The sequence below is a fragment of the Streptomyces sp. NBC_00210 genome (assembly GCF_045160975.1).
GTDB lineage: Bacteria > Actinomycetota > Actinomycetes > Streptomycetales > Streptomycetaceae > Streptomyces.
The window spans coordinates 8,172,521-8,199,367 of record NZ_CP108120.1 but is presented as its reverse complement, the minus strand read 5'-3'; the positions used below and the strand labels follow the sequence as shown (position 1 = coordinate 8,199,367).

The window sequence follows — 26,847 nt, the reverse complement described above, 5'->3', positions numbered from 1 at the left end:
ACGCAGGAGGTCAGGACTTACCCGCTGGCTGCCGCCGGGCCAGAAATAGCCGATCAACAGCCCGTATGTGCACCGTGGCCCTGCTCCCACTGAGTCGCGACCTTGACCCGGCTCGCAGCTGAGATGTCTCACCGGTGGGGTTGCTGGCCGTTCCCCGCAGGGTTGGATGTCGCCGAGCCGCCCATAGCGCCGAGCATGGTCATCCCGCCGGTGCGCAGGAAGCGCAGCAGAAGCGCGGCGGCCAGCACGAGGAAGACGATATTGAGCCAGGTGGTGTAGTTCCAGGTCACACCCCCCATAGGGATCTCGGCATCCGCCTGGTCGGGGATGAGGCCCAGGCCGCCGAAGACGAACTCGACGACATAGCCGGCCACGACGATGGCCGTGTAGAAGGTGGCGAGGAGGAACACGGTCATCCGGAGCCCGTAGTACTTCCGGTAGATGTTGAGGATCGGAAGGATCAGCAGATCGGCGTAGATGAAGGCGACGACGCCGCCGAAACTGATGCCGCCCTGCCACAGGACCACAGCCAGTGGCACGTTGCCGATCGAGCAGACGAACGCGGCGATCGACACAAGTGGCCCGACGATCGGGCCCCACAGCTTCGACGCCAACGGATGGTCCGCGAAGAAGAACGACTGCCAGAAGGAGTCGGGAACCCAGGCAGCGATGGCGCCGGCGATGAGCAGACCGAGCACGATGTCGCGGATGATCGCTGCCCACTCCATCACAAAGACATGGGCGACCGAGGTGAAGCCCTCTCCGGAGAACAGCCGCCGGGCGAAAGACCCCTCCCGCTTAACGGACATGTCCATCGCCGCGTGGCCCTCCATCGATCCACTCAGACCGCGTTCCGCCTGCTCGCGGGCCTCGCGCAGCAGCCGGTCGCGCAGGAACAGCCGGAACAGCACCGCCAGCACGATGATCATGATCGGCCCGCCGACGAACTCAGCCGCCGTGAACTGCCAGCCCATCAACAAGGCGAGAATGACACCCAGTTCGACTACCAGATTGGTGGAGGCGATTTCGAAAGCCATCGCGGCTGTGAAGTCCGCACCTTTGCGGAACAACGAGCGGGCCATCGCCACGGCGGCATACGAACAGGACGAGGACGCAGCGCCCAGACCGGAGGCGATCGCGAGGGTGCGCGGCCGGTCGTCGCCCAGGAGCGAGATGACGGTGGACCTGCGCACGACCGCCTGTACGACGGCGGACAGGGCGAAGCCCAGGATCAGCGCCCAGGTGATCTCCCAGGTCATGGATCCGGCGATCGACAAGGCGTGCACTACTGCGTCCATCCGTCGACCCTTCCCGCAATGACGTGACATGAAGTCAGCTGCGCGGCAGATGGGCGACCGTCGACGCATCGATGACCTTCCCCCGCGCCGCAACGCCGCCGGTGGCCCGTGCGCCGATGTGGGCAGCGCCGCGGTGCCTGCGCATTTCTCTCGCCCATCTTCGATGACGTTGCTGGTCAGGGGACAGGGCAGGGAGGGCCCGGGCCGATGGAACGGCGTGCGTTGTTGAGCTGAGTCACCGTGCCAGTGCCGAGCTCCCGGGCAGAGGCCGTCCATCAGCCGGGCCCCCGTCATGAATCATTGCACAGTGCAAACGTGAGTGCACGTGTTCGTACGCGCCCAGCCCGGTCGCCGTGTGCCTACCGTGGTTTGACGGCGGCTTCGACCTCCTGGAAGGTCGTGCTGTCGACCAGTCCTGTGTCTTCGAGGACTTCGAGGTGATCAAGGACGGTCTGGTTGGCCTGGCGTGCGTGACGGCGGATCAGGTCGTTCTGGGTGGAGGCCCTGACTTCGCCGATGGTGGCGAAGATCTTGCCGTGCGAGGCGCGCAGCAGGTTGGCGAAGAGGCGGTCGAATTCGTCGCCGTGGGCGTTGTCCAACTGGGTGACCCAGCCTTGCTGCTCCGGTGTGGCCTCGTTCGGGAGCGGGACGCCGAGGATCTGAGCGTCCTCGCGTACCAGTTGGTCGAGCTTGCTGTGGCCGTCGAGCAGGTGCAGTCCTGCTCGCCTCACGGCATCGCTGGAGGCGTGCGTCTGCGCGAGCCGGCCGGCGGGTATCTCCCACAGCCCGGCCTGCCGCACCTTGATGAGGAACGTCTTGTCCACCTCCGTCACGGGCTGCGGGCCCGCCTGGGACTGGCCGAGGGCGCCGGAGGTGGTGGTGTGGCCGCTGCCGTGCTGAGCGACACCGGCTGTCGTCGGGTCAGCCGATGCTTCGCCGCTGATGCCCCGTATCGCGATCAGGACGGCGGCGACGGCGGCACAGGCCGCAGCGATGATCGCGATCGTCCGCATCGAAGCCTTGGGCCGTGCTGCGCGTCGGTTCGGACGCATGATGCCTCCCGGTTCGGCATTGAAGACTGTTCCTTCATGTCGTCGGGAGCTCGTTGTGGCGGCTGGCACGGCACGCAGGAGTAGGTACGCAGGCGAGCACGGAGATGTTCAACGGGCTTTGAAATGGGCGCTCGTCCGGCTCGGCACCGCTGTGATGCGTCTCCTTGATGTGCCCAAGCGAATCAGGACATTCCGACGCCGCGGCCATCGCAGGCAACCCGCCTCGATCAGCCATGCCAACACCCTTGCGAGCCGGTACACCTAGCCGGCGGACTCGGCGTCGCGTCCGGCCAGATCGCCTGCCGTGAGCGGTGCCGTGTCCGTCGAGCTGTCGAGGTGTGCAAGGGCATCGGCCGCCGCGCGGGCGGTCAGCATGCCGAGGCAGCGTCCGTGAGCGTCCAGCACGGGCAGCGCGCCGTGCGGGGAGAGTCTCAACAGGCGTGCGGCTTCGATGACTTCGGTGGAGGCGGGCAGTGTCAGCACCGGAGGTGTCCTGGCGGACACGCCCGCCCCATATGCGCACCGCCGTGACCACGTCGCCAAGTCGACACCCTGCCGACGCAGTTTGAGGGTATAGATCGTGTCCCGTGACAGCAGCCGGGCGGTGAGCAGGGCGAGGGCGATGCCCGCAGCCAGCGGCGGCACGATCGAGAACTGGCCGGTGAGTTCGAACAGGAGCGCCGCGGCCGTGAAGGGAGTGCCGGAGGTGGCGGCGAATACGGTGCCCATGCCGACCAACGCGTATGAGGCGACCGCACCCGCGGTGGAGGGCAGCAGCTGATTCAGGGCGGTTCCGTAGGCGGCACCGAGTGTGGTTCCGACGAACAGCGTCGGCGCGAACACGCCGCCCCCGCCGCCGATGGCCAGGGTGAGGCTGGTAGCGAGAACTTTGCCCGCGAGCAGGAGCAGCAGAAACCTGGTCGCGTAGCCGCCCTCGGCTGCCTTTTCGAGCACCGGGTAGCCAGTCCCGTACATCTCGGGCAGCACCAGCAGCACGAGGCCGAGCGGTACGCCGCCGACGGCCGGGCGCAGCCATTCCGGGCCGCGCCAGGCCCAGTTGCACACGTCCTCGACCAGATAGAGAGCGTGCGTGAGTCCGGTGCCGACCACGCCGGCGGCCAGGCCCAGCGCCGCGAGGAGCAGGTACTGGTTGATGTGGTCGGCGTGAAAGGGCGGCACGCTGAGGAGAGGGGCGTCACCGAATGCGACGTGGCCGATCGCCGCTCCGGCGGCGCCGGCCGTCGCCGTCGCGCAGAATGCTCTGACACTGCGCACCCCGAGGATCAGCTCCATGGCGAAGATTGCGCCGGCGAGCGGGGTTCCGAGGGTGGCGGCCACGCCGCCCGCAGCGCCGCAGGCCACCAGCAGGCGCACTCGGCCGTCGGCGACTCCTGTGACGCGGCCCAGCAGGGAGCCTAGCGCGGAACCGATCTGGACGATGGGGCCTACGCAGCCGACCGAGCCGCCGGAGCCTATGGTGACGGCGGACGCCCAGGCCTTCACGCCCGTGACGGCGGGGTCGATCCGGCCACCGTTCCGGTCGACGGCGAGCATCACATCCGGCACTCCGTGGCCGCGGGAACCTTTGGCGAAACGAGCGATCAGGGGTCCGTACAGCAGCCCGCCGAAGACCGGGACGAGCAGCACGACGTACGGACCGAGCCAGGGCGCATGAGGGTGTGCTGTCCCGTGGTGGAGCGCGGGATCGGCGCGTCCGGACAGCAGTCGGGTCGTCGTCTCGATCAACCACCGGAAGACGACGGCGCCACCGCCGGCTGCGGCTCCGGCAAGGGAGACGAGCACGCATGCACTCCATGGCCGGGCGAAGCTCAGGGCCATGGAGTGCGGCCGTATCGTTCCCCTCACTCGGCGTGCCTCGGCGAGGTCGGGCCGGATTGCAGACGTACGAAGGGGATCGACTCCCCGGCCCGGCGGAAGCCCTCGATGGAGCCGTCGACGGTGAAGCCCATGAAGCCGCAGAGCCGTTTGGCCAGATGGGGGTGGGCCGTCGCGTACCGGACCATGATCCAGCCGCCCTCCTCGGCGGAGACGGAGTGCGCCGTGACGGCGTGATAGCGCGTGCCGACCTGGATCGTTGCCTGGGGAGTGTGGAGCAGGTTCCTGTACCACTGCGCCGTGGGGCCGAAGCCCGAGGCCACGGTCCACGTCCCCTCTCGTGGGTCGTGCTCAACGACTTCGATGACGACCTCGCGGGCCGTCCCGGAAATGCGGCCCGTGTGGATGAGCAGAAGCAGGCGTTTACCGAAGAGCAGCCCCAGACCGACCCGGTACAGGTGCACGGGAAACCGGGCAACGCTGCGTTTCCAACCTGTCAGTGGATGGGGCCGGTTCGATTCGCTGCGCGGTGATGTCATGACTCTGCCTGTCGTGCGCTGTGGTGGGCGGACTCGTCTGCTTCGGTTCGGTCACGGGTCAGCAGGCGCAATGCTTCACCAAGGAAAGTTTTGCATAGGCTAAAGCTTGCCGGGGAGGGGTAGCGACGACGGGACCGAAGCCTCATTCAGTCCCCGGTTCTTGTCTGCGATGCCGTGCCAGGCCGCCGAGCGGAAGCCGCGCGCACCGCCTGTCACCCCGCAGGAGTTCGCCTTGGCCGAGAGGTCTTGGGCTGTACGACAACCAACTGTTGGTCGGCCGCCGGGGCTTCACCGCGCTGGCATCGGTGGCCGGGGTGACCGCCGCCGGGCTACTGGCTGCGGTCATGCGACAGAAACGGGAGGCCGAGCTCGCAAGTGTGCGCTCGATCGCGGAAGTCGCACAGCGGGTACTGCTGCGGCCGGTACCGCGCAGTGCCGGACATCTGCGCGTGGCCGTCTCATACACATCGACGGCGCACCACCCCGCAATGCACTGCCGCTCGGCCTCGGCATCCACGGCACGGACGCACAGCGGCCGTACGAGACAGATTTCACCCCCGGCGATTAGCGACGGACCGGTTCTGGTCGGGACATCGGGGTGGAGGCAGAGGCATGGCCGGAGCACGGTAGAAAGGGGGCATGGCCGAGAAAGCGCAGCCCTCCCGGGACATGGATGACGTCGACGCGGTGACCCGCGCGGTGCTGACGGCGTCCCGGCTGCTGGTCGCCGTCTCCGCGCGCTCCCTGGCCGCAGTCGAGGACCGGGTGACGCTGCCCCAGTTCCGGCTGCTGGTGGTTCTGTCCACCCATGGCCGGGCCAAGCTCGTGGAGCTTGCCGACCGCCTCGGTGTCAAACCGTCGACCGCGATGCGCATGGTCGACCGACTGATCGCTGCCGGCCTGACAGACCGGCAGACCAATCCCGACAACCGCCGTGAAACCGTGCTGCAGTTGACACTCGAGGGCAGCAGGCTCGTCGAGGACGTCACCACGAGGCGCCGACAGGAGATCGCGTCGATCGTGGAGCGTCTCGCCCCGGAACAGCGCGCCACCCTGATCGGTGCACTGACCGCGTTCACCGAGGCAGGCGGAGAACCGTCCGTACCGGCATCGGACGGTGGCTTGTACCCGCTGGGCTGGACGGACGTGGCCGCGCCGCAGGGCAATTGAGCCATATTGCAGGCTCGCGTCCGGAACAGGCCCCGTTTCGCTTGCACTGTGCAGAGATGGCGCAATGAGCAGACTGGCCGGGCTGTCTCTGGAGCGCCGGGAAGTCTGGTCGGCACCCGGGATGTCCATGCCGGACGGGAGTCGCTCATGCTCGCCAGGGACTACGCCAGACCCTGCTTGGCGTCGATCTTCACTGCAATGGCATCGTCGCCGCGCGCATGCTGTGCGCCGGTTCCGAATCCTTCTTGGTCATGGTGGATTTTCGGGCGAGCCGCATTCCTTCATCCAGGCTCGGGACATCCTCGGACACCTGCTTTCGGACTCCCTGCGAGCAAAGCCAGGGCTGCTCTCTCTCACGGGGCCGTTCGCGGAAGCCCATACCGGCGAGTCTGCGGCGATGCTGTTCGCCGTCGGCGCCGCCATCCGCGGGGTCACGGCGCCAATTCCCTGGCACGGTTGTCCGCCTTCGCCGAGCGCCGGTGTGCCCGGATCTCGCCGTACGCGACAACCAGTGTCGCCATATTCAGAGGGAAGGCGACGGTTGATGCGATCACCGTGATTCCGGCGGCCCGGGTGAGGCTGGCTGCCAGCGCCGCGCACAGCAGCGCGGCAGGCAGCAACCGGCGCCACGTGGGCAGGTCCCCTATGCGCCAAACGCGTACGCAAAGGATCACGTTGAGCGTCAGGAATGCCACGGCCCAGGCGGCAAGCACGACCAGGGACAAGGACATCGGCGGATCTCCGAGGCATAGGGAATGGTCAAAGGGGAAGGTCCGGCCGGTCACGGCCGACTCGTGCCGCCGGAGCCGCCCGACGCTGCGAGGAGCTCGTGCAGCAGGTGGGCGGCTGTGATCACGCCGAGCAGATGGGTGCCGTCCTTGGCTTTCTCGGCCACGGCTACCAGCGGGCTGCGGACCCGTGCCATGAGCGCGGCCACCTCCAGCGCGGTGTCGTCGGGGTCAGCGATGGGCGGCGGGGACGGGGTGCTGGGGAGGCAGTCGCCGACACTGCGTCCGCCCAGGGCCTGGCACAGGCGGTCGGCGTGTTTCTCGTCGACGACGGCAGCCAGGGTCGGGTCCTCGATCACGTACTCGGGTACCAGGACTTTGACCATCTGGGAGGCGGGCAGGATGGCCTTGGGTTCGCCGTGCTCGTCCAGCACCAGGAGCCCGGGGAGCCGGTGCTCGGCCATCAGCCGGGCCGCCTCCAGTGCGTCACTGTCGACGCTCACCGATTCGTAGTCAACTGCCAGGTCTCGTGCGCGCACGGCCGGCTCCTCGTCTGCTCGTCATGTCCCGGTTCCCAGCGTCGGTCATTGCCGGGCTCCCGGCGATGACCTTGACGCGACACATACAGCGCACGTGTGCCCACCGGCACTGTTCATTCCCGGCCGTCCCTCGTTCGGTCCGTGAGCCGGTCGATGATGAACGCGGTCAGCGTCCCGCCCAGCAGCGCCCACACGGAATGGCGCGGATCGCTTGTGCCGCATACGAGTGCTGACCCCAGGGCAGCGGCAGCGGCGGCACCCGCCACCGCCGCCGTTCTGTTCGACAGAAACCGCCATTGCTGTCGGGCGGTGCCGGACCGGCGTATCTCACCGAGTGCGGTGCGGATGACGAGCGCGGCCGCGGCGATGCTGCAGGCGAGAGCCGCCTGTATCCATGTGGTCATCGGTCAGGCCAGGGCGAAGTAGCGCAGCCAGACATACCCGGCCGAGATCGCCACGGTAACGGCGGTGACGACGAGTCCGTACTTGGTGAACTGCCAGAAGGAGATGGGGGTGCGGTTGCGTTCGGCGATGCCGAGGACGACGACGTTGGCGCTGGCGCCGATGGCGGTGGCGTTGCCGCCGAGGTCCGCGCCGATCGCCAGGGCCCACCACATGACGTGGTTCGTGTCGCCGCCCATCGCCTCGACCAGGTCGCTCGTGATGGGCGCCATGGTGGCGACGTACGGGATGTTGTCGATGATGCCGGACAGCACGGCGGAGGCGCCGAGCAGCAGCATGGAGCCGCCCAGCTCGTTATCGCCGATGGCGTCGGCCAGGGCCCTGGACACATCGCCGATCACACCGGTCTCGATCAAGCCGCCGATCATGATGAACAGCCCGGCGAAGAAGGCAAGGGTGGGCCACTCGACCTCGGCCAGCACCTCCCCGGTCTCCGCGGTGGACAGGGCGATCAACAGACCGGCGCCCAGCAGTGCGACGACGCTGGGCTCATAGTGGAGCACCGGGTGCAGGACGAATCCGGCGACGACCAGGGTGAGCACGATCAGGCCCTGGACGAGGAGCCGGGGGTCGCGGACGGCTTCGCGCTCCTCCAACTCCATCACCTCGGCCGCGCGGTCCTCGTCGTAGACGAAGGACCTGCGGAACAGGAAGCGGCACATGGCGATCAGGACCAGAATCAGCAGAGCGGACAGCGGCGCGAGGTGGACGAGGAAGTCGTTGAAGGTGAGGCCGGCCCGGCTGGCGATGATGATGTTCGGCGGGTCGCCGACGAGGGTCGCGGTGCCGCCGATGTTGGACGCGAACACCTCGGCGATCAGGAACGGGGCAACGGGCAGGGCGAGCCGTTCGCACACCAGCAGGGTCACCGGGGCGACGAGCAGCACGGTGGTGACGTTGTCGAGCAGCGCCGAGGCCACGGCGGTGATGACGACCAGCATGGTCATGACCCGGAAGGGCCTGGCCTTTGCTCTCTTCACTGACCAGATGGCCAGGTACTCGAACATGCCGGTCTTCTTCAGCACGCCGACGATCATCATCATGCCCATCAGCAGGAAGATGACGTTCCAGTCGATGCCGCTGTGCTCGGAGTAGAATGCGGACGTGTCGTCGGTCGCCCTGATCGCCAGCATCAGCCCGGCCCCGCCGAGGGCGGCCGCCACCCGGTGGATCTTCTCGCTGATGATCAGGGCGTACGTGCCGGCGAAGACGACGATCGCGGCCCAGCTCTGCCAGTCGTTCACGATCCTCCGATGAGTCGTTCCAACAGGCGGGCGGCCGTGATGGCACCCGCCAGCCGGGCCTGGTCCCCGTCGCATTCGATGACGGCGACCATTGGGATGTCGGTCCGGGCCATGAGAGCGTGCCGCTGATCGGAGTCGACCACGAGCAGCGCGGGCAGCTTGTGCTCGACGAGCAGTCGGGCTGCGTCCACAGCGTTGTCGTCCGTCGAGACGGAGGGGTAGGGCTCCGTGAGGTCAGGCGCGAGCATGGCCGGCCTCCTCGCCGTGGCGAACTTCGGCTGTGTCGTTGTCGGCGGGGATGCCCGTCAGGTCCTCGACGTGGAAGAGGCGGGCGATCGGCACGTCCGTACTGCTGTGGGCGATGATCGAGGCGGCGATGCAGACCGCGATGAGGGTGTACGCCTCCTGGCCCTGCGAGATGCCGGCCTGCAGCACCAGCAGCCCGTATACCACCGACGCGAAGCCCTTCGGCCCGAACCAGGCCGCGACCAACTTCTCGCGGCGGTCGAACCGCGTCCCGATGAGCGAGATCAACAGCGACGCCGGACGGATCAGCACGATCGCCAAAACCACGGCGACGTACCCGCCAATGGACAGGTCACCGAACAACTGCGGGGTCAGCAGCGCGCCGAAGACCAGCAGGGCCGCGAACTTGGCCAGCTCGGCCAGCGCCTCACCGAGCGGCTCGAACGCCGCCTTCGCCTCAGGAGACGCTCCGGTGAGAACGGCACCGGCGGAGAAGGCTGCGAGGTAGGGGTTGGCGTGGGTGAGGTGGCACAGCCCATACAGGATCATCCCCATGGCGAGCGGCAACAACGGCTGCAGCTTCGGCTCCGCGCCGAGCAGCCGGAACCGCACGAGGCCCGTGACGAGCAGCGGCAGCACGATGCCGAGGGCGAGGCCGCCTCCCAGCTCCAGGGCGATCTTCCCGAGCGATGCCTCGGCGTGGCCGACCGTGGGGCCGGCCGCGGCGATGAGGATCAGGACGATCGGCAGGGCGAGGCCGTCGTTGATGCCGCTCTCGACATTGAGCAACTGCCGCAGCTTGGCGGGGACTTCCTTGCGGCTCACTATCGCCGAGGCGAACACCGGGTCGGTGGGCGCGAGCACCGCACCGACAAGGAACGACGTCGTCCAGTCCAGTCCCACCACGTAGTGCGTGACCAGGGCCATGCCGACGAACGCCAGCGGCATGCCGAGACCCAGAGCACGCGCCGGGTTCTTCCAGTTGGCGCGCAACTTCGGGAACGAGACGTGCATCCCATCGGTGAACAGGAGGGCGAACAAGGCGAGGTCCGCGGTGACGGCGACGATCCCGCTGTCCGGTGTGATGTGGATCAGGCCGAGGAAGCCGTCACTGACCAGCGCCCCGCCGACGAGGAAGAGGAACGAGGTGGACAGGACGGTACGGGCGGCGAGCCCGGAGAGCAGCACCGCGATGAGCAGTGCGACTCCGAAGACGACAACGAGCACCATGAGGGTGTCCCCCGATCGGCAAAGAGAGCTCTCTCGAATTCGCCGACCAGGCTTCCCGGCACACCACGCTGGACTTTACACGTCCCTTACGCGACATTGACAGGTCTCCAGCGCGCACAGGCGGCGCCGTCACGTTGCCGGATCCCGGCAGGGATTCTGTGCTGCTCCGTCGCTTGGTTGTCAGGCACGACCGTTCCACCAAGTCGAGCGCACGACGGATGACCCAGATCGCTCGGCATCGCGGCGGTTGAAACGCTCGCACAGGGTCGCCCCGAGAACGAGTCCGTTTCCGCCAAAGACAGTCACAGGGACCAGGACCATCCGCAGGAAGTCCACATCCTCGGAGCGTATTCCGGACAGGGCTGTGACGGGCGGGATCAGCAGGGCCACATACAGGACCAGGGCCGCGATCCCCTTCACCTTGAGTCCACCAGGTGTGGACTGCCGCCGCATCCACTGCGGCACCCGCCCGGACAGGAATAGCGCAGCCAGGGGCAGCACGATCGCCGACCAAAGAGTTATCCACAGCCATGGGAACATTTCCCCTCCAGGGCCGAGTTGGGGACGCGAGCGGGCGCCACGCCGATGCAGAGATAGTGCCACCCGCCCCCAGGGGCCAACGGTGCGAACCGAGCCGCTGGCGGATGGCGTGCGAAGCCTCTCATCAGGCCCCATTTCGGCGGATGTCAAAGAAGACCGCCGCCGAGACCGTCCGAATCGAGGGCTACGAAGGCCACTTCGATGACCTCGAAGGCGGATACACGGTGGGCTTCGAAACCTACACTCAGACCGCAGATCTGGCCCCGTTCTTCAAGGGACCGTCTGACGATCGATGCCAGTGCTCCCACTGGGGCTACGTACTCGAGGGGAAGGTGGTGTTCAAGACCGCCGACGGCGAGGAGGCCTTCCTGGCCGGTGACGCCTACTACGTGTCGCCGGGCCACAGTCCCGAGATCTTCGAAGGCAGTGAGGTTGTCGAGTTCAGTCCGACCGACTCGTCGTCCTCGTCCTAATCCGGCTCATCCGGTTCGTTCGACTCCATGCCGGGTGTGGATTCCCGGTTCGGCTCCGGCGCCCGCCTGGTCGGGCGGGAAGACCGCATACGGACCAGCAGCAGGAGAGCGGAGAGGCCGAACAGTGCGGCGCTGACCAGTAGCCAGCGGTCGAGGAACACGTCGTCGGGGAGGCCGGTGTATGCGGTGAAGATTTCCACCTGTTCCAGGATCAGGGGAAAGTAGGTCAGGAGCAGGAGACCGGACAGGAAGACGGGCACTCGGACGTAGTTGATCCATCCCCGCATCGGCGGGTTGTCGTCGCCTTGAGCTGCAGGATCTGGGGGTCGGCCCAATACGGTCTGGGCGGCGCGGTCGGTGAGCGTATAGAGCGGGAGCAGGACCAGGTCGTGCAGGAGGGCTGCTCCGACGAACCACACCACGACCATCCACGGTTGGTCGCCGTCCAGTAGCCGGATTCCCGCATACCCGGTCAGGGCAAAGGAGCACAGCACCAGCAGCAGGTGCAGAGGCGAGGCCCCGTAGCGGGCTCGAGAGCCGCTCATGCGCTCTCCCCGAAGGTCAGTCGGGTGACCCATTTGGTGTTGTGGACACCGGGGTTGGCCGGAACGATGACCCGCGCCGGATACCCGTGATCCGGCGACAGGACGGCTCCGTTGACCCGCAGCGCCAGCAGCGAGCGCGCGTCGCGGACCTGGTTGTCGCGCAGCATGGCCGAGCGGAACGCCCCGCTGCGCTGGGCGGATTCGACGAACACACCCGGTGCATGGTCCGCGAAGCCGACGAGTGCGGCGAGGTCTGCCAGCCGCACCCCGCTCCACTCCTGGTCGTCGGTGGACCACCCTTCCACGCAGGCGATGGGCAGCGCCGCACTGTGCTGCGGCAATGCCAGCACCTGGTCGCGGGTGAGGATCCTTTCGTGGCCCCCGCCCCGTACGACCAGCCGCCAGCCGGGTCCGATGTCGCGGGCACGGATTCCCACACCCGCCGCGGTCTTGTTGATCTGGAAACCGTTCGGCCCCGGCCCGGGCTCCTGGCCGTGCGGGGCGAGCCAGGCCGTGGCTCTGAGGGAACCGCCGATGCTCTGCCCCGCCGTCACAGCCAGCAGAACCAGGGAACCCGCACCCACCATGCCCAGCGCACCCCGCCGCGACATCGTCGGCGGAGCCGGGTTCGGTGTCACCAGGCCCGTCTCGTCCACGGATGCTGCCTGCGCGCGGCCGGCCGGCGTGCGCAACTCGTCGCGGAGGCCGCCGCTGCGCAGTGTCCGGATCACCAGCGGAATGCGGAAGGCGATATGCACGATGAAGGCGCCGATGAACACCCAGGCCCCGTAGAAGTGCAGGACGTAGAAGGAGCCGGGGAAGATGTAGTCCAGCTGGATATTGAGCACACCGGTGGCGAATTCGAACAACACTCCGCCCACGAGCAGCAGCAGCGAGACCCGTTCGAGGACCTGGCTGAGTGACCTCACAGGGGGCCAGGCGAACAGCCGGGGGATCACCGACCACAGCTTCGCCAGCAGCACCGGGATCAGCACGATGCCGAGCGTGACATGGATGCCCTGGTTGAGGCGGTAGAGCCAGTACGGATCGGTTGGCCAGGCGAACAGATAGAAGCCCAACAACCCTTGGTCGGGGGTCTGGTCATTGCCCGCGAGATCCGGGTTGTACGCGGCGTAGGAGAGCAGCCCGGTCACGAACAACACCGGGATACCAACGAGCAGAACTGCGCCGAATACGGATGTCAGCCACGGTCCCCGCAGAGGACTGCGCCAGAATCCCGGCCGGGACGGACCAGCCGGTGGGCCCACCCGCAGCAGGTCCGCAGCGCGCTTCCTCGGCGCCTTCGCGCGCGAACCATCCGCCGGAGTCTGCGGGGAACGGTCCTCCCTTTCGTGCCCGTCGGATGGCTCGCCCGCGGAAGGACTGCGTTCCCGGCGGCCAGTCTCCTCCTGACCGGCAGACGACGGGGTGCCACTGATACCGCCCTTGTGCACGCTCGTCGCGTCGCTTCGTTCCGCAGGCGTCTCGTCCGCGCCGCGCCGACCCGACTCGCCTGCGCTGGCGGCCGGCTCATCTGCCGAGGAAGGCTCCCCCTCATCGTGTGTGTTGCCCATTGGATCCCTTGCGCTGTTCACGGAACGGCAGACCACTGGCCAACACCGAACAGTAGGCCCAAATACCAGTGTTTGAGGGTATTTGTTGACGTCCGATCCTCGTGGGTCCCGCGCCGACCCACTGTGCTGGAGGCCCGGACAAAGGCAACGCGTGTCTGCCGCGACGACACCCGGCCCCCGATCCGAGGACGCCCCCCGGGCCCATGTGCTTCCGGCCGAGTGTGGACGCGGCGCTGCCACCTGTTCGCCCCGGTGTCCGGGATTCGGGCAGTCGAACCGGCAGTCCCACTCGGCGCGCTGGTTCCCACGGGCCCGGATGCCAAAGGGCCGCATGTACACCGCCGAACCGGACTGCTTGAGCAGGGCGGCCAGATGCATCAGGTTCCAGCGCATTCACCCGGCTGGTGGCCAGTGCCTGATCGAAGCGCCGACCTGTGTCTACGCCTGGCACATGGATACCCACCCGCACTCCCGACCCGCAAGGCCCTGGAATTGCGACAGAAGATGTCGCGCACTTGATGGTGCGCCGCCTTCAGGTCGAGGGCGGAGTACGTCGGGATCCCCGCTGAGGAGAACATCCGCGTCGACGCCCTGAATGGCTCCGGCATCCAGTGCGTTCTCGTCCGCACGAGCAGGGCGTTACTTCATCAGCGAGGCGGTCGGTGATGTCGACGGCTCTGCTGATGCCGGCGCCCCGACGCGGAAAAGGACTACTTGGGCCGGCGTGCACGGGCAGCGACCGTAGCCTGTGTCCGCGTTCCCTGGCCGGCGGGCCGGTGGAAGCATCGCTTTCGGTCTTCCGTCTCCGCCACTGAAATCCACCACCCTGGGAGGCCACCGATGTCTGACTGCCCTACCGACTTCTTCACAGATGTCAGCACACCAGCACTCGCCCACCCGGATGTGACGACCGGCACGATGATGGGGTTCCCCTGCCTGCGGGTCTCCGGCGCCTTCTTTGCCTCCTGCGATCCCCGGTCGGGCGACCTTGTAGTCAAACTCCCCCACGAGCGCGTCGAACAGCTCATTGCGGACGGTGCCGGCCAGCCGTTCGCGCCGGCCGGGCGGACGTTCCGAGAGTGGGTCGTGATCGACGACCGCGATGCGACCCGATGGACTGAACTGATCGACGAAGCCCGACTTTTTGTCAGCGAGCAGTAGCGGACGAAGGGATGAGGGCCGATCCCACGCCAGCTCCTGCTCGAAACCAAACCCATGGTTCCGCCCCTCCGGGGCACGGGCACGGAGCCACGCCCTGACGGCGGGCGGCTACGCGCGCGATGCCCGCACACTGCAAGCCGGTTCGCTCAGCGCGCAGCTCGGCCGCCGAGCCTCAGGAAGTCCCGCTCTGCGTCCGTCGGCGCCATGGCGGCGGCGCGCTCGTAGGCGACCGCGGCCTCGCTGTTCCTGCCCAGCCGCCGCAGCAGATCGGCTCGCGTGGCGTGGAAGGGGTGGTAGTTGTCCAGGTCCAGCTCGTCCACCAGAGCCAGCGCGGCGGCGGGGCCCTGCACCTCACCGATGGCGATGGCACGGTTCAGGGCCACGACGGGCGTGGGGGCGATGGCGAGCAACTGGTCGTACAGGGCGAGGATCTGTGACCAGTCGGTCTGCTCGAATGTCGCGGCATCCGCATGTACGGCATTGATGGCGGCCTGGAACTGATACGCACCGGGGTGGTCGCGGCGAAGGCACTTGCGGACGATCGCCTGGCCCTCCTCGATCAAGGCCCGATCCCATCGGCTGCGGTCCTGCTCGCCGAGCAGCACCAGGGAGCCGTCTGGCCGCATGCGTGACGAGCGACGGGACTCGGTCAGGAGCAACAGAGCGAGCAGGCCGGCCACCTCCGGCTCGTCGGGCATGAGCGTCGTCAGGATCCGTGCCAGCCGGATCGCCTCGGGGCACAGACCCTGTTCGGCCGGTCCGGTCAGTCCGGCGTTGTAGACGAGGTAGACGACGGCCAGTACCTGGGGCAGACGGTCGGGCAGCTCGTGATCCTCCGGTACGCGGTAGGGGATCCGGGCGGCCTTGATCTTGTGCTTGGCACGCACGAGGCGTTGCGCCATCGTCGGTTCGGCCAGGAGGAAGGATCGCGCGACCTCCGCGGTCGACAGGCCGCCGAGCAGCCGGAGAGTGAGAGCCACCTGCGCTTCCGTGGAGAGTGCCGGGTGGCAGCAGGTGAAGATGAGGCGAAGCCGGTCGTCCTGCACGGGTCCCGCCTCCTCGAGCGTGCCGTAATCGTCGTTGCCGGGTGAGAGGACCGCCGCCTCGCCGAGCAGTTCCCGTTCACGCGACTCGTGGCGCAGACGGTCAATGGCACGCCGGCGGGCGGTCGTGGTGATCCAGCCGCCCGGGTTGGGCGGCAGACCGCTGCCGGGCCAGGTGCGCAGGGCGACGGCGAACGCCTCCTGCACCGCATCCTCGGCGACGTCGATGTCACCGAAGACGCGGATAAGAGCAGCGACCGATCGGCCGGATTCCTCGCGGAAGATCCGGCCGACCGCGGCCTCGTCGACGATCGGCAAGGTCAGGCTCCGGGCTACGCAGCGAAGCCCGCGAAGGGACGGACCTCGATCGGCGCCTTGATGGCCTCGGTGACTTTCGACGCCCAGGCGATCGCGGCGTCGAGGTCCTCGGCCTCGATGATGTAGAAGCCGCCAAGGTGTTCCCTGGCCTCCGCAAAGGGGCCGTCCGTGGTCAGCACCTTGCCGTCGGACATGCGCACGACGGTGGCGGTGTCGGGTCCGTGCAGTCGGCCGGAGAAAACCCAGGCGCCGAGCGACTTCATCTCCTGCTCGAGGATGCCGACCTGCTTGTGGGACTGCTGCATCTCCTCGTCGGTCATCGGAGCGAGGGCCTCGCCCTCGACGCTGTGGACAGACAGCATGTACTTCGTCATGGTGGTGCTCCTCGTGACGGTGCGGGCACTTCCCGCCTCACCACAACTACGAACGGGCCTTGGCCCAGATCGACACGTGCTTCCAAGAAAAGCTCTTGCGGCCCAAGAAGAGCTCGTCAGCGGCGGATGAATCGATCAGCACATCAGCCACCCGACCGGGTCTCTTCATCCTGGCACCTATGTCCTCGACGTCGCCTCCGGACGCGGAATCACCGCCCTGCTCCGCGCCGACGCCTACGACCCGCCCTGGTCGACGGCGTGGACTACTCCGCCGGCAACACCGTGCTCGCCCAAGGGGCGGTCCAGGCCGCAGGACTCGCCGACAGAGCACGCTTCACCACCGGCGACGCCGAGCGTCTGCCCTACCCCGACGCCGTCCTCGACGCCGTGGTGTGCGAGGGCGTGTTGTGCACCTTCCCCGACAAGACCCGGGCCGCCGCCGAGTTCGCCCGCGCTCTGAAGCCCGGTGGCCGGCTCGGCATCACCAACGTCACCATCGACCCCGCCCGGCTCCAGCCCGAACTCACCGGCCTCGGCGCCCGCATCGCCTGCATCGCCGACGCCCGGCCGCTGGACGAGTACGCGCAGATCCTCGATCTACGCCGACAAAGTGGTGCTCGGCTGGATCATGCCGTGCGGCGTCCCGAGCGCGCCTGTTCAGTTCCATCGGACGTCTGCATGGTCAGTTTCAGTACGGGCTATTTCACAACGCCCGCAAGTACCAGCGCCGGGACGAGCAGCCCCGCGAAGGTGATCTTGCTCTCCAGCACCTGAAGACGACCAAATGGCACTCGCCAGAACACCTCAGACCGGGCACACGAGACGGGGTCGCGGACCGCTACCGACCCCCCGCGTCCCCTGTACGTCCCCTCGATCTTGAATCCGAGCCCGACAGAGGCAGTCCCTCCAGGCAGCAACGACCTTGATCGCCCACGTCATCGCAGGTCAGAGAAGTCCTCTACTCCGCGAGCAACAGGAGCGCACAACGCTCCAAAGCCGTGAGCAGCGGATTCTCTCCGTTGGGCGGGAGTTCGCACCCCAACGCCCCAGGAGGGACGTTTCTGCAGGTCAGGGCACTACTAGAGTGGGGCGGGTGGGACTCGAACCCACGGCCGACGGATTATGAGTCCGCTGCGGGCACTGGCTCCGGTGTACGGGGTGTGCGGCCCGTCAGCGCGATGCCGCCGCCACCTCCGGTGCCTCGGGCCGGAACCGGTCACGATCTCATCAAGTCCCGTGTGTCCGCGGTTTCCTGCGCATACCGACTCTGAAAGCATGCCTTCCGAAAGGGCTTTCGGGGGAAGTGCATCGGGCACATCAGGGGGATGCCGGTGACGGGGTTCTTGTTTCTGCGTGTACGCGGACACCGGTTGCTGCTCACGGCCGCGCTGCTCGCCGTCCTGCTGACCACGGCCGCCCTCACCACCCTCGCCGCCTTCGCCGGCTCGGTCGAGAACGCCGGGCTGCGCCACGCCCTGCAGAGCGGAAACGCCACGGCCGCCTCGCTGGTCATCACCTCCAGGGATCCCGGCGCGGACCGCGAGGCGGCGGTACGGGCCGCCCGGCGCGGGGCGCAGCAGGCCTTCGACGGACTGCCGGTGGCTCTGCGGCAGTTCGAGGGTTCGGGGCCGTACGCCCTGCCGCGCGGTCTGCAGCCGCCCGCCGGCCGGACCGGCGAACCAGATCTCACCCACTTCGCCGCCGTCGACCGTTCCCGCGTACACCTGTCGGCGGGCCACTGGCCGACGGCCGGCCGGGACGGCGTGCTGGAGGTCGCCGTGCCCGAGGCGGCTGCGCGGCAGCTGAAGCTGTCGCCGGGTGCGCGGGTGCTGACCCTGGCCGACCGGCTCGGCGGCCGGGCGGTACGGATCCGCGTCAGTGGCATCTATCGGCCGGCGGGCCGCAGCGATCCGGTACTGGCAGTTGGACGAGCTGGGCGGCCGCGGTGTGCACAAGCAGGACGTGTTCACGACGTACGGGCCGCTGCTCGCCGACGCCGCGGCCTTCGGCTCGGGCCACATCACCCGGCGCGATGTGTCCTGGCTGGCCACCGCCGACTTCGGCGCACTGAACGCGGACCGGATCGACGCGCTGCGCACGGCCGCGAAGAGCAGCCAGCGGTTCCTCGGCGCACAGCCCGCGCTCAAGGGCGATGTCACGGCACGCACCTCGCTGCCCGACGTGCTCGACCGGCTGGAGCGGGCGCTGCTGGTGTCCCGCGCGACGCTGCTGATCGTCTCGTTGCAGCTGGTGCTGCTCGCCGGGTACGCACTGCTGCTGGTGGCCCGTCTGCTGAGCAGTGAACGGGCGGGCGAGGGCTGGGTGTTGCTGGCCCGCGGCGCGTCCCGGCGCCGTATCGCCTCGCTTGCCGTCCTGGAGGCGCTGCTGCTCGCGCTGCCCGCCGCCGTGTGCGCGCCGCTGCTCGCCGGTCCGCTCACCCGGCTGCTGGCCGGGCAGGGCCTGCTGTCCCGGATCAGGCTCCGCCTCGACGCCGGCCCGACCGTACAGGTGTGGCTGGTCGGCGCGTTGGTGGCGCTCGCCTGCGCGGCGGCTGTGGCGGCCCCGGCGCTCACCGGGGCGCGGACGGCCGGCGGCCGTGCCCGTGCCCTGCCCGCCCCCCTGCGGGCCGGCGCCGATGTCGCACTCGTCCTCGTCGCCGCCGTCGCGTACTGGCAACTGGATCGGCGCACCCTGGGCAGCGGTGCGCTCAGCCGCGGCCGTGAGGGGCAGTTGGGCATCGACTGGCTGCTCGTCGCGGCGCCCGCGCTGGCGCTGCTCGCCGGCACCGTCCTGGCTCTGCGGCTGCTGCCGCCGGCCGCGAAACTCGCCGAGCGGCGTGCGTCCACGGGCCGCGGGCTGACCGCCCCGCTCGCCGGCTGGCAGCTCAGCCGCCGACCGCTGAGCACCGCGGGCCCCGTGCTGCTGCTGGTCCTCGCCCTCGCGATGGGCATGCTGGCGATCGGACAGGGCGCGTCCTGGGACCGCTCGCAGGACGACCAGGCGGACTTCCGGTCGGGTGCCCCGGTCCGTGTCCTGGGCAGCGGGACCGTCCCGTTCGGGCAGGGCGGGGTGTACGACACCGTGCCGGGCCTCAGCGCCGCGGCACCGGCCGCCCGTATCCCGCTGGGGCTCTCGGGTGGGCGGCAGGCCACCGTGCTGGCGCTCGACACGGGCCTGGCCCGCCCGCACCTGCGGCTGCGGGACGATCTGGCCGACGGCGCCCCTCAACGCCTCCTCGCGGCCCTTGGTCCGAAGGCGGGCCGCGCCGGAGTGCTGCTGCCCGACGACACTGCGCGGCTGGTTCTCGACATCACCCTCCGTGCCGCCGACGGCGGCCCGCACAGTCAATCGGGCGCGAACCTCACGCTCACCGTCGAGGACCGTTACGCGGTGCCGTACAGGCTGCAGTTGGACACCCCGCAGCCGGACGGCAGGCCGCACCTCGTGACCGTGGATCTCGCCAAGGCGGCCGACGCCCCGGCGGGACGGCCCGCGGGCCCATTGGCGCTGACGGCGGTCGACCTCGACGAGGCTGGCTATCCCGACCGCATCGCGCCCAGGCGGCTGACGATCAATGGGATGCGTGCGTTCACCGCGGGCGGCAGTGCCCGGGCGGTCACGGTGCCCCAGGGCATGGCCTGGCAGGCGGCGGCCACCTCAAGTACCGAGTTCGGCCCGGGCGAGGCGCCGCCCGCTGTCACCCGGGTGGGCTCCTCGGCCCGCACCCCGCTCGACGTCTCGTACCACACGGGCAGGACGGTGTTCGAGGATGCGTGGGGTAACCAGCGCACAGTCACCGTCCGCATCACGGCCGGCCGGTCCGCGCCCGCCGTGCCGGCTGCGGTGGCGACCGATCGCTTCCTCGAGTCCAGCGGCGCATCGACAGGATCCGTGATCGATGTACCGATGCCCGGCGGTCCCGTCAAGGTGCGGATCGCGGGCGCCTGGCGGGCCATCTGGACGACTGGGCCCGGTACACACGGCCCTGAGGCGGTCGCCGCGCCTGCGGCCGAAGGCGGCGCGCTGCTGCTCGATCTGCGTGCCGTCAACCGGGTGCTCGCCGCCCGTCCCGACTCCGCCCTCGCGCCCACCGAATGGTGGCTGTTCCCCCGGCCCGGTGCGGCGGCAAAGGTCGCCACCGCGCTCCGGGAGCGGCCGGAGATCGACCCCGCGCAGGTCCAGGTGCGCGACGAGATCGCCGAGGAGCTGCACGACGATCCCCTGGGCGGGGGCCCGCAGGCGGCACTGCTCGCGGCGGCAGTCGTCGCCGCCGCGCTGGCAGCGGTCGGCTTCGCGGTGAGCGCGGTGGCAGCGCTGCGGGAGCGTGCACCGCAGTTCGCGCTGCTGAGGGCGCTCGGTGCCCCGCGGCGCCAGCCGGCCCGGCTGCTGGCAGCCGAACACGCTCTGCTCATCACGCTCGCGATGGTGATCGGGCTGTCCCTCGGCGCGGTACTCACCCGCGCCGTCGTGCCGCTGATCGTGCTGACCGGGCAGGCCACACAACCGGTGCCCGGCGTGCTGGTTCACCTGCCCGTCCGCCAGGTGGCCCTGCTGGTCGCGGGAGTTGCCGCCGCGCCCGTGCTCATTGTGGCTGCCCTCGCGCTGCGTCGCGGTGATCCGGCGTCGGCGCTGCGAGCCCAGGGAGCCGAGTGACATGAGGGCAGCAGGCAGGGCCGGCGGGGTGAAGAGGGCGAGTGGGGTGAGGGAGACCGGCGCGAAGAGGGCCGTCGCCCCCTGGGTGCGTACCCGGCTGCGCGCCGCGCCCGGGGCCACCGTCGCGCTGATGCTCCTCGTCCTGGTCACCTCGTTCCTTGCCGCGGCCTTCCCGCGCGCCGTCGACACCTACGAACGCGAGGGCCTGCGCCATGAGTTGAGCAGCGCCCCACCCGACCGCAGCAGCATCCAGCTGACCGATGCGCCGGAGGAGTTCGAAGGCGGCGGCCAGGACGACGACCGCGCCGCCGAGCTGCGCCCGGGACCGATGGCCGCGAAGTACCGCCAGATCCTGGCCACGCTGCCGAAACCGCTGCGCGCCGAGCCCGCACAGTCCGCGTACGGAGTGCACACCCCGAAGCCGGTGGCGGCCGCCGACGACTGGCTGCCCCAACTGGACGGCGGGCGCCCGGTGTTCACCCTGAGCACCCAGGCCCACCTCGCCGAGCACTCCACGCTCCGCTCAGGACGGCTCCCCAGAGCCGCACCTGACTCCGTCACCCCGGCGGCCGACGTCGTGGAGGCCGCCGTCACCACGGCCACCGCCACATCTCTGCGCATCAAGGCCGGATCCACCGTCCATGTGCCGCGGCCGGACGCCGGGGCCCCGCTCGCCATCACGGTCACCGGCATCGTCGAACCCGTACACCCCGAGCTCAGCTACTGGTCGCTCGAGCCGGTCCTGCGCACCCCGACACTGCTTCACACCCCGCCGCCCGTGCCTCAGCCGTACTGGCACGGCGCGCTGCTGCTGGCCCCCGAGGCGGCACCGGCGCTGCTGTCGGTGACCGGCGAAAGCGAAGCCTACTGGCGCATCGCCGCCGATCCGGCCGGACTCGGTGCCGACGACGCCCCCAAGATCAGGGATGCTGTCGCCTCGCTCGAACACGGGCCGCTGCAGAGCCAGTTGCGCACGGCGATCTCGCCCGACCTGGAGATCGACTCCGGGCTGGACGATCTCCTCATCGACTTCGACAGCCTCCTGACCGCCATCAATCCGGTGGTCACCATCGCCGCGTTCGGCGTCGGTACCGTCGCGGGCACAGTCCTGCTGATGGCCGCCGCCCTGTCCGCCACACGCCGGCACACCGAACTGTCCCTGCTGCGCGCACGTGGCGCCTCGTTGCCCGGTATCGCCGGAAGGCTGCTCGCCGAGGTCGCCCCTGCCGTGCTGCCCGCCGCGGCGCTCGGCTGGGCCTTCGCGCTCGCTCTCATGCCCGAGGGCCGCCTGCTGCCGACCCTGCTTGCCGCGGCAGCGGTCGCGACGGCCGCCGGCGCCGTGCTGCCGCTGCGGGCCGCGTTCCAGCACCGGCGGCCACAACTGCACGGCAGGCGCGAAGACCTCGCAGGAGCCAGGCCCTCACGCCGCCGGACCGTGGCCGAACTGACCCTGCTGGTACTGACCGTGGCAGCAGTCGCGGCGCTGCGCCAACGAGGTACCTCGCACGGCGAGACCGACGCACTGGTCAGCGCCGCCCCCGTACTGATCGGCATGATCGCCGCGCTGCTGGTTCTGCGGCTGTATCCGCTGCCGCTGCGGCTCATGGCGCTGCCGATGGCACGGCGCTCCGGCGCGATCGGCTTTCTCTCGCTGGCCCGCGCGGGCCGCTCCCCCGCCACCGCCGCGCTACCCCTGCTGGCGCTGCTCGTCGCCCTGACGACGGCGGCATTCGGCGGCTCGGTCCTCGCCCAGGTCGCCGAGGCCCGCGATCGGGCCTCACTCATCGCGGTGGGCGCCGACGCCCGCATCGAGACGACCGGCCGACTGCCGGGCACCCTGGCCGACACGGTGCGCAAGGTGGCCGGGGTACGGGATGTCGCGCCCGTCCTCCACGAGGTGGACCTGGATCTCGGGGACAGAGGCGCCGAGGCAGTCACCCTGATCGCCGTCGACCCCGACTCCTACGCCCGTCTCGCCCGCCGCACCGGCCTCGGCGCCTTCGACGCCGACCAGCTGCGCGCATCGTCGGGACCACTGCCCGCCCTCGCCTCCCCCCGCGTCGCCGAACGACTCGGCGGCCGCGCGAGCGAAGTCGGCCCTGCGACAGCCCCGTTCACCGTGCGGGTCGGCCTCGTGCGCAGCACCACACCCGCCGTGGCCGACGGCGATTTCCTCGTCATCGACGCGGCCGGCCTGCCGGGCAGCCACGCCGCCACCACACTCCTGGTGACCGGTCCGACCGCATCCGGCGCCGATCTGTTGGCCGCAGGCCGTACGGCGGGCGGCGGCGTCACTGTGACGCTGCGCTCCGCCGAACGGGAGGGCTACGCCCCGTCGCCCGTGCAGAAAGGCGCGATACGGATCTACACGGTGGCTGCCGCGGCAGGCGCCGCGTACGCCGTGCTCGCGGTACTGCTGTCGCTGCTGCAGGCCGCCCCCGAACGGGCCGCGTTGCTCAGCCGGCTACGCACCATGGGCCTGACGCGCCGCCACGGGCGCCGCCTGCTGATCCTGGAGTCGCTGCCCCAGGCACTGCTGGCCGCTGCGGGCGGCACGCTGGCCGGCTGGACGGCGATCTTGTTGCTCGCGCCCGGGATCGACCTGGGCCGGCTGGCCCAGCCCGCACCGGGACGACTCACGCCGCTCGGCCCGGTGCAGCTGCACGCCGACCCATGGAGCCTGCTGCTGCCCGCACTCGCCGTGGTGGCGATCGCGGCAGGGGTGGCCGCCGCGCAGGCCTGGGTGACCACCCGGCGCACGACAACGACCGAGCTGAGGGCAGGAGACACACAATGACCGAGTCCTTGCCGGGCGGAACAGGCAACACCACGGGCAGCACGGGAACCAAGGGCAGCACGGGCACCGTGGGCACATCGGGCACTTCAGGCATCACTCTCGGGGAGCTCGAACGCAGGGCAGCGGCGCGGCGCGAGGGACCCGTGTACGGCCACGACGCGCTGATCGCCTGCGACCGCCTGGTCCGTATCTTTGCCACCGACGGAGTCGAGGTCCAAGCCCTGCAAGGGCTCGATCTCCTGGTGACCAAGGGCGAGTTGATGGCCCTGGTCGGCGCGTCCGGCAGCGGCAAGTCGACCCTGATGAACATCCTCGCGGGCCTGGACGAACCCACCGCCGGCGCGGCGCAGGTGGCCGGCTGCGACCTGCTGGCCATGAGTGCCAAGGACCGGCTGCGCTACCGGCGCGAGGTCGTCGGCTTCGTCTGGCAGCAGACGGCACGCAATCTGCTGCCCTATCTGACCGCCGCACAGAATGTGGCACTGCCCATGCAACTGCGCGGCCGTGCCAAGAAGAAGGCCGAGCGGGTCGATTCCCTGCTGTCCCTGCTGGACGTCGGCGACTGCCGCGACCGCCGCCCCCACCAGATGTCCGGCGGCCAGCAGCAGCGCGTCGCCATCGCCGTCGCACTCGCCAACGAGCCCTCGGTGCTCCTCGCCGACGAACCCACCGGCGAACTCGACTCCGAGACGGCCGAGCAGATCTTCGCCGCGTTCCGCCTGGCGAACGAAGAACTCGCCACCACGATCGTCATCGTCACCCACGACCAGGCAGTCGCCGACCAGGTCCGCCGCACCGTAGCCATCCGTGACGGCCGCACCTCCACAGAAATCCTGCGCCGTACGGAAATCGACGCAACGACCGGCCAGGAATCCGTGGTTGCCCGGGAATACGCGATGCTGGATCGCGCCGGCCGCCTCCAACTCCCGAGCAACTACGTCCAGACCCTGAACATGCGGGACCGCGTCATGCTGGAACTGGAACCGGACCATATAGAAATCTGGCCGGACGGCACGGAACCGCCGCTGGAGACGGCACACCGAAACGAGACGGACGCGCGATTCCGTACGGGGGACTCTGCATGACCGAAAGCACCGGCACGCACACGGGCACGACCATCGCCGAAGACCGTGCCGAACCGCCCATGGTCCAAGTGGATAACCTGCACCGCACCTACGGCAGCGGGACCACGGCCGTACACGCACTGCGCGGCATCTCCTTCGACGTCCCACGCGGCCGACTCGTCGCCCTCAAAGGCAGATCAGGCTCCGGGAAGACAACGCTCCTCAACCTCGTCGGCGGACTCGACACCCCCGATCAGGGACGCATCACCCTCGACGGCACCGATCTCGCCGGCCTCGGCGAGAATGCCCTGCTGGAACTGCGCCGCGACCGGATCGGCTTCATCTTCCAGTCCTTCGGCCTCATCCCGATCCTGACCGCCGCCGAAAACGTCGGTGTGCCCATGCGACTGCGGAAGACCGACCCGCGCGAGCGCGAGGAACGCGTCGAACTGCTCCTCGCCCTTGTCGGCCTCGCCGGCCACACCGCGCAGCGACCCGGCGAACTCTCCGGCGGCCAGCAGCAGCGCGTCGCCATCGCCCGCGCACTCGCCAACCGGCCCGCCCTCCTGATCGCCGACGAACCGACCGGCCAACTCGACGCCGACACGGGCCTCGAAGTGATGGAGCTGCTGCGCGCCGTGGTACACAGCGAGCACGTCACGGCGCTCGTCGCGACACACGACGCCCAGTTGCTCAGCCTCGCCGACCAGGTCCTCGAACTCCACGACGGCCACATCATTCACGGCTGAGCCGAGCCGCAGGTGGCGTCGGCGTTTCGGCGCGTGGCCGCCCCTCGCCAACGCCGTTTAGTGCGGTACATGACACCTGATCGCATGAAAACACGCTCCAGAAAAGTAGCGAAACGTTACCGCTTCGCTACTTTGCGTAATGCACCCATCCATGCGCATCGGCGATCAGAGAGGCTCACTCATGGCAGCCATCACCAAGATCGAAGCGTATGTCTTCACCGCGGAGGACGACGGAGGCGGAACGGACAGTTACGTCTATCTCGGCCTGGGTGGACGCGAGTTCGCGCTCGACACCTCGGCCGACGACTTCCAAAGGGGCGCCGCCCAGACCTTCGTCCTCGGCGACGGCGGCAATGTGCTCAACGCGACGACGAACGACCCGCGCCGACCGCAGCTCGACACGAGCGATCTCCATCTGTTCCCGGTCTATCTGCGCATCGAGCCCTCCGGCTCCGAACCCGACTGGTGTCTCGAGCGGGCCACCGTCACGGTCAACTCCGGCCAGAGCAGCCTCGCCGCCTACGACTACCTGTCCCTGGCGGGCACGGAGGCACACCAGAAGATCTGGCTCGGCACCAGCCACGGAAAGCTGCTGCACCTGAAGCGGATCTGAACCAGTCCCAGCCCAACTCCCCCCACAGGAAAGAGGTCTGACATGCAACGCGTCCTCGGCCGACTGGTCCTGGTCCTCGGCCTGCTCGCAGCACTGCTGGGCGGGGCGGCCGCCACCGCGACCACCGCGAGCGCGGCCGACCCCGCGTACCGCATCCTCAACAACGCGACCGGCGGCAGTCTGTTGCCCACCGGCTATGGCAACAACCACGCCGACGGCATCTACATCTGGACCTGGAGCCAGGCCCACACCCTGGGCGGCGACCAGTGGACCTTCGAGCCCGCCGGCGGCTACTATCTCATCCGCAACACGAAGACCGGCAAGTGCCTCAAGCCCGGCGGCCCGTACTACGGCAAGACGTACGTCACCCAGGGCACGTGCAACGACACATACGAGTTCCAGTGGTCCCTGGAGCAGAGGTTCTCCGACAACCAGTACAAGATCATCTCTCGCTCCGCGAAGCAGGTGATGACGCCCTACTACGGCAACGTGACCATCGAAGTCGTCGTCCTTGAGCCCAACAGCAACATCGCGAAGAACTGGTGGTCCATCGACCCCGTCTGACACGACCGCTGAACGGCGGCCGCCCCGCTCAATCC

Annotated in this window: 24 protein-coding genes and 2 pseudogenes; 11 read left to right on the top strand and 15 right to left on the bottom strand. The window is 69.1% G+C overall.

Annotated elements, in window-relative coordinates; translation table 11 throughout:
* Positions 1 to 128: 128 nt before the first annotated feature.
* The 4 genes from OG729_RS36890 to OG729_RS36875 form a co-directional block, all read right to left on the bottom strand.
* A complete protein-coding gene (locus tag OG729_RS36890) occupies positions 129 to 1,298 on the bottom strand; it encodes a permease (protein ID WP_405810394.1) in 1,170 nt (389 codons plus the stop codon).
* Between the two features lie 359 nt (positions 1,299 to 1,657).
* Complete coding sequence (locus tag OG729_RS36885; RefSeq protein ID WP_405810392.1) at positions 1,658 to 2,350, bottom strand: DUF4142 domain-containing protein; 693 nt, start codon at positions 2,348 to 2,350, stop codon at positions 1,658 to 1,660.
* Between the two features lie 261 nt (positions 2,351 to 2,611).
* On the bottom strand, positions 2,612 to 4,189 hold the full coding sequence (locus OG729_RS36880; protein WP_405810390.1) for a chloride channel protein: 1,578 nt from the start codon (positions 4,187 to 4,189) through the stop codon (positions 2,612 to 2,614).
* A gap of 23 nt (positions 4,190 to 4,212) precedes the next feature.
* Positions 4,213 to 4,725 (bottom strand): nitroreductase family deazaflavin-dependent oxidoreductase, encoded by a 513-nt coding sequence (locus OG729_RS36875; RefSeq protein WP_405810389.1) that lies wholly within the window; start codon positions 4,723 to 4,725, stop codon positions 4,213 to 4,215.
* Between the two features lie 245 nt (positions 4,726 to 4,970).
* Between OG729_RS36875 and OG729_RS36870 the strand changes: the two are divergent.
* Positions 4,971 to 5,195 (top strand): annotated as a pseudogene (locus OG729_RS36870) (hypothetical protein); the annotation flags it as partial.
* A gap of 169 nt (positions 5,196 to 5,364) precedes the next feature.
* Entirely contained in the window at positions 5,365 to 5,895 is a 531-nt protein-coding gene (locus OG729_RS36865; RefSeq protein WP_405810387.1) for a MarR family winged helix-turn-helix transcriptional regulator, read from the top strand.
* Positions 5,896 to 6,326: 431 nt separating this feature from the next.
* Here the strand turns inward: OG729_RS36865 and OG729_RS36860 are convergent, their stop codons facing one another.
* The 7 genes from OG729_RS36860 to OG729_RS36830 form a co-directional block, all read right to left on the bottom strand.
* Positions 6,327 to 6,626 carry a hypothetical protein gene (locus tag OG729_RS36860; RefSeq protein WP_405810385.1) on the bottom strand — a complete coding sequence of 100 codons (300 nt, stop codon included), beginning with the start codon at positions 6,624 to 6,626 and terminating at the stop codon, positions 6,327 to 6,329.
* A gap of 50 nt (positions 6,627 to 6,676) precedes the next feature.
* Positions 6,677 to 7,162 carry a CBS domain-containing protein gene (locus OG729_RS36855; RefSeq protein WP_405810383.1) on the bottom strand — a complete coding sequence of 162 codons (486 nt, stop codon included), beginning with the start codon at positions 7,160 to 7,162 and terminating at the stop codon, positions 6,677 to 6,679.
* Between the two features lie 113 nt (positions 7,163 to 7,275).
* Positions 7,276 to 7,566: a hypothetical protein gene (locus OG729_RS36850; RefSeq protein ID WP_405810381.1), complete on the bottom strand. Its 291-nt coding sequence runs from the start codon at positions 7,564 to 7,566 to the stop codon at positions 7,276 to 7,278.
* 3 nt (positions 7,567 to 7,569) lie between these two features.
* Positions 7,570 to 8,868, bottom strand: a complete 1,299-nt coding sequence (locus OG729_RS36845) for an SLC13 family permease (protein ID WP_405810379.1) — start codon at positions 8,866 to 8,868, stop codon at positions 7,570 to 7,572.
* Positions 8,865 to 9,116, bottom strand: a complete 252-nt coding sequence (locus OG729_RS36840) for a CBS domain-containing protein (RefSeq protein WP_405810377.1) — start codon at positions 9,114 to 9,116, stop codon at positions 8,865 to 8,867. Before OG729_RS36840 ends, OG729_RS36845 begins: the two co-directional genes overlap by 4 nt.
* The gene (locus tag OG729_RS36835; RefSeq protein WP_405810375.1) at positions 9,103 to 10,344 is read right to left on the bottom strand and encodes a cation:proton antiporter; all 1,242 of its coding nucleotides are present in this window, start codon (positions 10,342 to 10,344) and stop codon (positions 9,103 to 9,105) included. Before OG729_RS36835 ends, OG729_RS36840 begins: the two co-directional genes overlap by 14 nt.
* A gap of 180 nt (positions 10,345 to 10,524) precedes the next feature.
* The gene (locus tag OG729_RS36830) at positions 10,525 to 10,884 is read right to left on the bottom strand and encodes a hypothetical protein (protein ID WP_405810374.1); all 360 of its coding nucleotides are present in this window, start codon (positions 10,882 to 10,884) and stop codon (positions 10,525 to 10,527) included.
* Positions 10,885 to 11,027: 143 nt separating this feature from the next.
* Between OG729_RS36830 and OG729_RS36825 the strand changes: the two genes are divergently transcribed.
* Complete coding sequence (locus tag OG729_RS36825; protein ID WP_405810372.1) at positions 11,028 to 11,357, top strand: hypothetical protein; 330 nt, start codon at positions 11,028 to 11,030, stop codon at positions 11,355 to 11,357.
* Here the strand turns inward: OG729_RS36825 and OG729_RS36820 are convergent.
* Together OG729_RS36820 and OG729_RS36815 are read right to left on the bottom strand one after the other, a co-directional pair.
* Entirely contained in the window at positions 11,354 to 11,902 is a 549-nt protein-coding gene (locus OG729_RS36820; RefSeq protein ID WP_405810370.1) for a hypothetical protein, read from the bottom strand. The two genes, OG729_RS36825 and OG729_RS36820, sit on opposite strands and share 4 nt — an antisense overlap.
* Positions 11,899 to 13,176, bottom strand: coding sequence for a molybdopterin-dependent oxidoreductase (locus tag OG729_RS36815; protein WP_405811417.1), 1,278 nt, complete (start codon positions 13,174 to 13,176; stop codon positions 11,899 to 11,901). The genes OG729_RS36820 and OG729_RS36815 overlap by 4 nt, the downstream gene beginning before the upstream one ends.
* Before the next feature lie 1,140 nt (positions 13,177 to 14,316).
* On the opposite strand from OG729_RS36815, the gene OG729_RS36810 reads away from it, so the two are divergent.
* Complete coding sequence (locus OG729_RS36810; RefSeq protein ID WP_405810368.1) at positions 14,317 to 14,637, top strand: MmcQ/YjbR family DNA-binding protein; 321 nt, start codon at positions 14,317 to 14,319, stop codon at positions 14,635 to 14,637.
* 146 nt (positions 14,638 to 14,783) lie between these two features.
* Here OG729_RS36810 and OG729_RS36805 read toward each other — a convergent pair whose 3' ends face one another.
* Positions 14,784 to 15,998, bottom strand: coding sequence for an RNA polymerase sigma factor (locus tag OG729_RS36805; protein WP_405810366.1), 1,215 nt, complete (start codon positions 15,996 to 15,998; stop codon positions 14,784 to 14,786).
* Between the two features lie 14 nt (positions 15,999 to 16,012).
* The gene (locus tag OG729_RS36800; protein WP_405810364.1) at positions 16,013 to 16,372 is read right to left on the bottom strand and encodes a YciI family protein; all 360 of its coding nucleotides are present in this window, start codon (positions 16,370 to 16,372) and stop codon (positions 16,013 to 16,015) included.
* A 258-nt stretch (positions 16,373 to 16,630) separates the two neighbouring features.
* On the opposite strand from OG729_RS36800, the gene OG729_RS36795 reads away from it, so the two are divergent.
* From OG729_RS36795 to OG729_RS36765, 7 genes and pseudogenes are all read left to right on the top strand, one after another.
* Entirely contained in the window at positions 16,631 to 17,146 is a 516-nt protein-coding gene (locus tag OG729_RS36795) for a class I SAM-dependent methyltransferase (protein ID WP_405810362.1), read from the top strand.
* A 557-nt stretch (positions 17,147 to 17,703) separates the two neighbouring features.
* Positions 17,704 to 21,025, top strand: a pseudogene (locus tag OG729_RS36790) (FtsX-like permease family protein).
* 1 nt (position 21,026) lies between these two features.
* Positions 21,027 to 23,822 (top strand): FtsX-like permease family protein, encoded by a 2,796-nt coding sequence (locus OG729_RS36785; RefSeq protein WP_405810360.1) that lies wholly within the window; start codon positions 21,027 to 21,029, stop codon positions 23,820 to 23,822.
* The gene (locus OG729_RS36780) at positions 23,819 to 24,907 is read left to right on the top strand and encodes an ABC transporter ATP-binding protein (protein WP_405810358.1); all 1,089 of its coding nucleotides are present in this window, start codon (positions 23,819 to 23,821) and stop codon (positions 24,905 to 24,907) included. Before OG729_RS36785 ends, OG729_RS36780 begins: the two co-directional genes overlap by 4 nt.
* Complete coding sequence (locus OG729_RS36775) at positions 24,904 to 25,635, top strand: ABC transporter ATP-binding protein (protein WP_405810356.1); 732 nt, start codon at positions 24,904 to 24,906, stop codon at positions 25,633 to 25,635. Before OG729_RS36780 ends, OG729_RS36775 begins: the two co-directional genes overlap by 4 nt.
* Positions 25,636 to 25,816: 181 nt before the next feature.
* On the top strand, positions 25,817 to 26,248 hold the full coding sequence (locus OG729_RS36770) for a hypothetical protein (protein WP_360868684.1): 432 nt from the start codon (positions 25,817 to 25,819) through the stop codon (positions 26,246 to 26,248).
* A 42-nt stretch (positions 26,249 to 26,290) separates the two neighbouring features.
* Entirely contained in the window at positions 26,291 to 26,812 is a 522-nt protein-coding gene (locus OG729_RS36765; RefSeq protein WP_405810354.1) for an RICIN domain-containing protein, read from the top strand.
* Positions 26,813 to 26,847 lie beyond the last annotated feature (35 nt).

Bases quoted from the DNA above. Each gene is read 5' to 3' on its own strand.
- OG729_RS36890 (WP_405810394.1), bottom strand. From the start codon at position 1,298: ATGGACGCAGTAGTGCACGCCTTGTCGATCGCCGGATCCATGACCTGG.
- OG729_RS36885 (WP_405810392.1), bottom strand. From the start codon at position 2,350: ATGCGTCCGAACCGACGCGCAGCACGGCCCAAGGCTTCGATGCGGACG.
- OG729_RS36880 (WP_405810390.1), bottom strand. From the start codon at position 4,189: ATGGCCCTGAGCTTCGCCCGGCCATGGAGTGCATGCGTGCTCGTCTCC.
- OG729_RS36875 (WP_405810389.1), bottom strand. From the start codon at position 4,725: ATGACATCACCGCGCAGCGAATCGAACCGGCCCCATCCACTGACAGGT.
- OG729_RS36865 (WP_405810387.1), top strand. From the start codon at position 5,365: ATGGCCGAGAAAGCGCAGCCCTCCCGGGACATGGATGACGTCGACGCG.
- OG729_RS36860 (WP_405810385.1), bottom strand. From the start codon at position 6,626: ATGTCCTTGTCCCTGGTCGTGCTTGCCGCCTGGGCCGTGGCATTCCTG.
- OG729_RS36850 (WP_405810381.1), bottom strand. From the start codon at position 7,566: ATGACCACATGGATACAGGCGGCTCTCGCCTGCAGCATCGCCGCGGCC.
- OG729_RS36840 (WP_405810377.1), bottom strand. From the start codon at position 9,116: ATGCTCGCGCCTGACCTCACGGAGCCCTACCCCTCCGTCTCGACGGAC.
- OG729_RS36835 (WP_405810375.1), bottom strand. From the start codon at position 10,344: ATGGTGCTCGTTGTCGTCTTCGGAGTCGCACTGCTCATCGCGGTGCTG.
- OG729_RS36830 (WP_405810374.1), bottom strand. From the start codon at position 10,884: ATGTTCCCATGGCTGTGGATAACTCTTTGGTCGGCGATCGTGCTGCCC.
- OG729_RS36825 (WP_405810372.1), top strand. From the start codon at position 11,028: ATGTCAAAGAAGACCGCCGCCGAGACCGTCCGAATCGAGGGCTACGAA.
- OG729_RS36820 (WP_405810370.1), bottom strand. From the start codon at position 11,902: ATGAGCGGCTCTCGAGCCCGCTACGGGGCCTCGCCTCTGCACCTGCTG.
- OG729_RS36810 (WP_405810368.1), top strand. From the start codon at position 14,317: ATGTCTGACTGCCCTACCGACTTCTTCACAGATGTCAGCACACCAGCA.
- OG729_RS36800 (WP_405810364.1), bottom strand. From the start codon at position 16,372: ATGACGAAGTACATGCTGTCTGTCCACAGCGTCGAGGGCGAGGCCCTC.
- OG729_RS36785 (WP_405810360.1), top strand. From the start codon at position 21,027: ATGAGGGCAGCAGGCAGGGCCGGCGGGGTGAAGAGGGCGAGTGGGGTG.
- OG729_RS36780 (WP_405810358.1), top strand. From the start codon at position 23,819: ATGACCGAGTCCTTGCCGGGCGGAACAGGCAACACCACGGGCAGCACG.
- OG729_RS36775 (WP_405810356.1), top strand. From the start codon at position 24,904: ATGACCGAAAGCACCGGCACGCACACGGGCACGACCATCGCCGAAGAC.
- OG729_RS36770 (WP_360868684.1), top strand. From the start codon at position 25,817: ATGGCAGCCATCACCAAGATCGAAGCGTATGTCTTCACCGCGGAGGAC.
- OG729_RS36765 (WP_405810354.1), top strand. From the start codon at position 26,291: ATGCAACGCGTCCTCGGCCGACTGGTCCTGGTCCTCGGCCTGCTCGCA.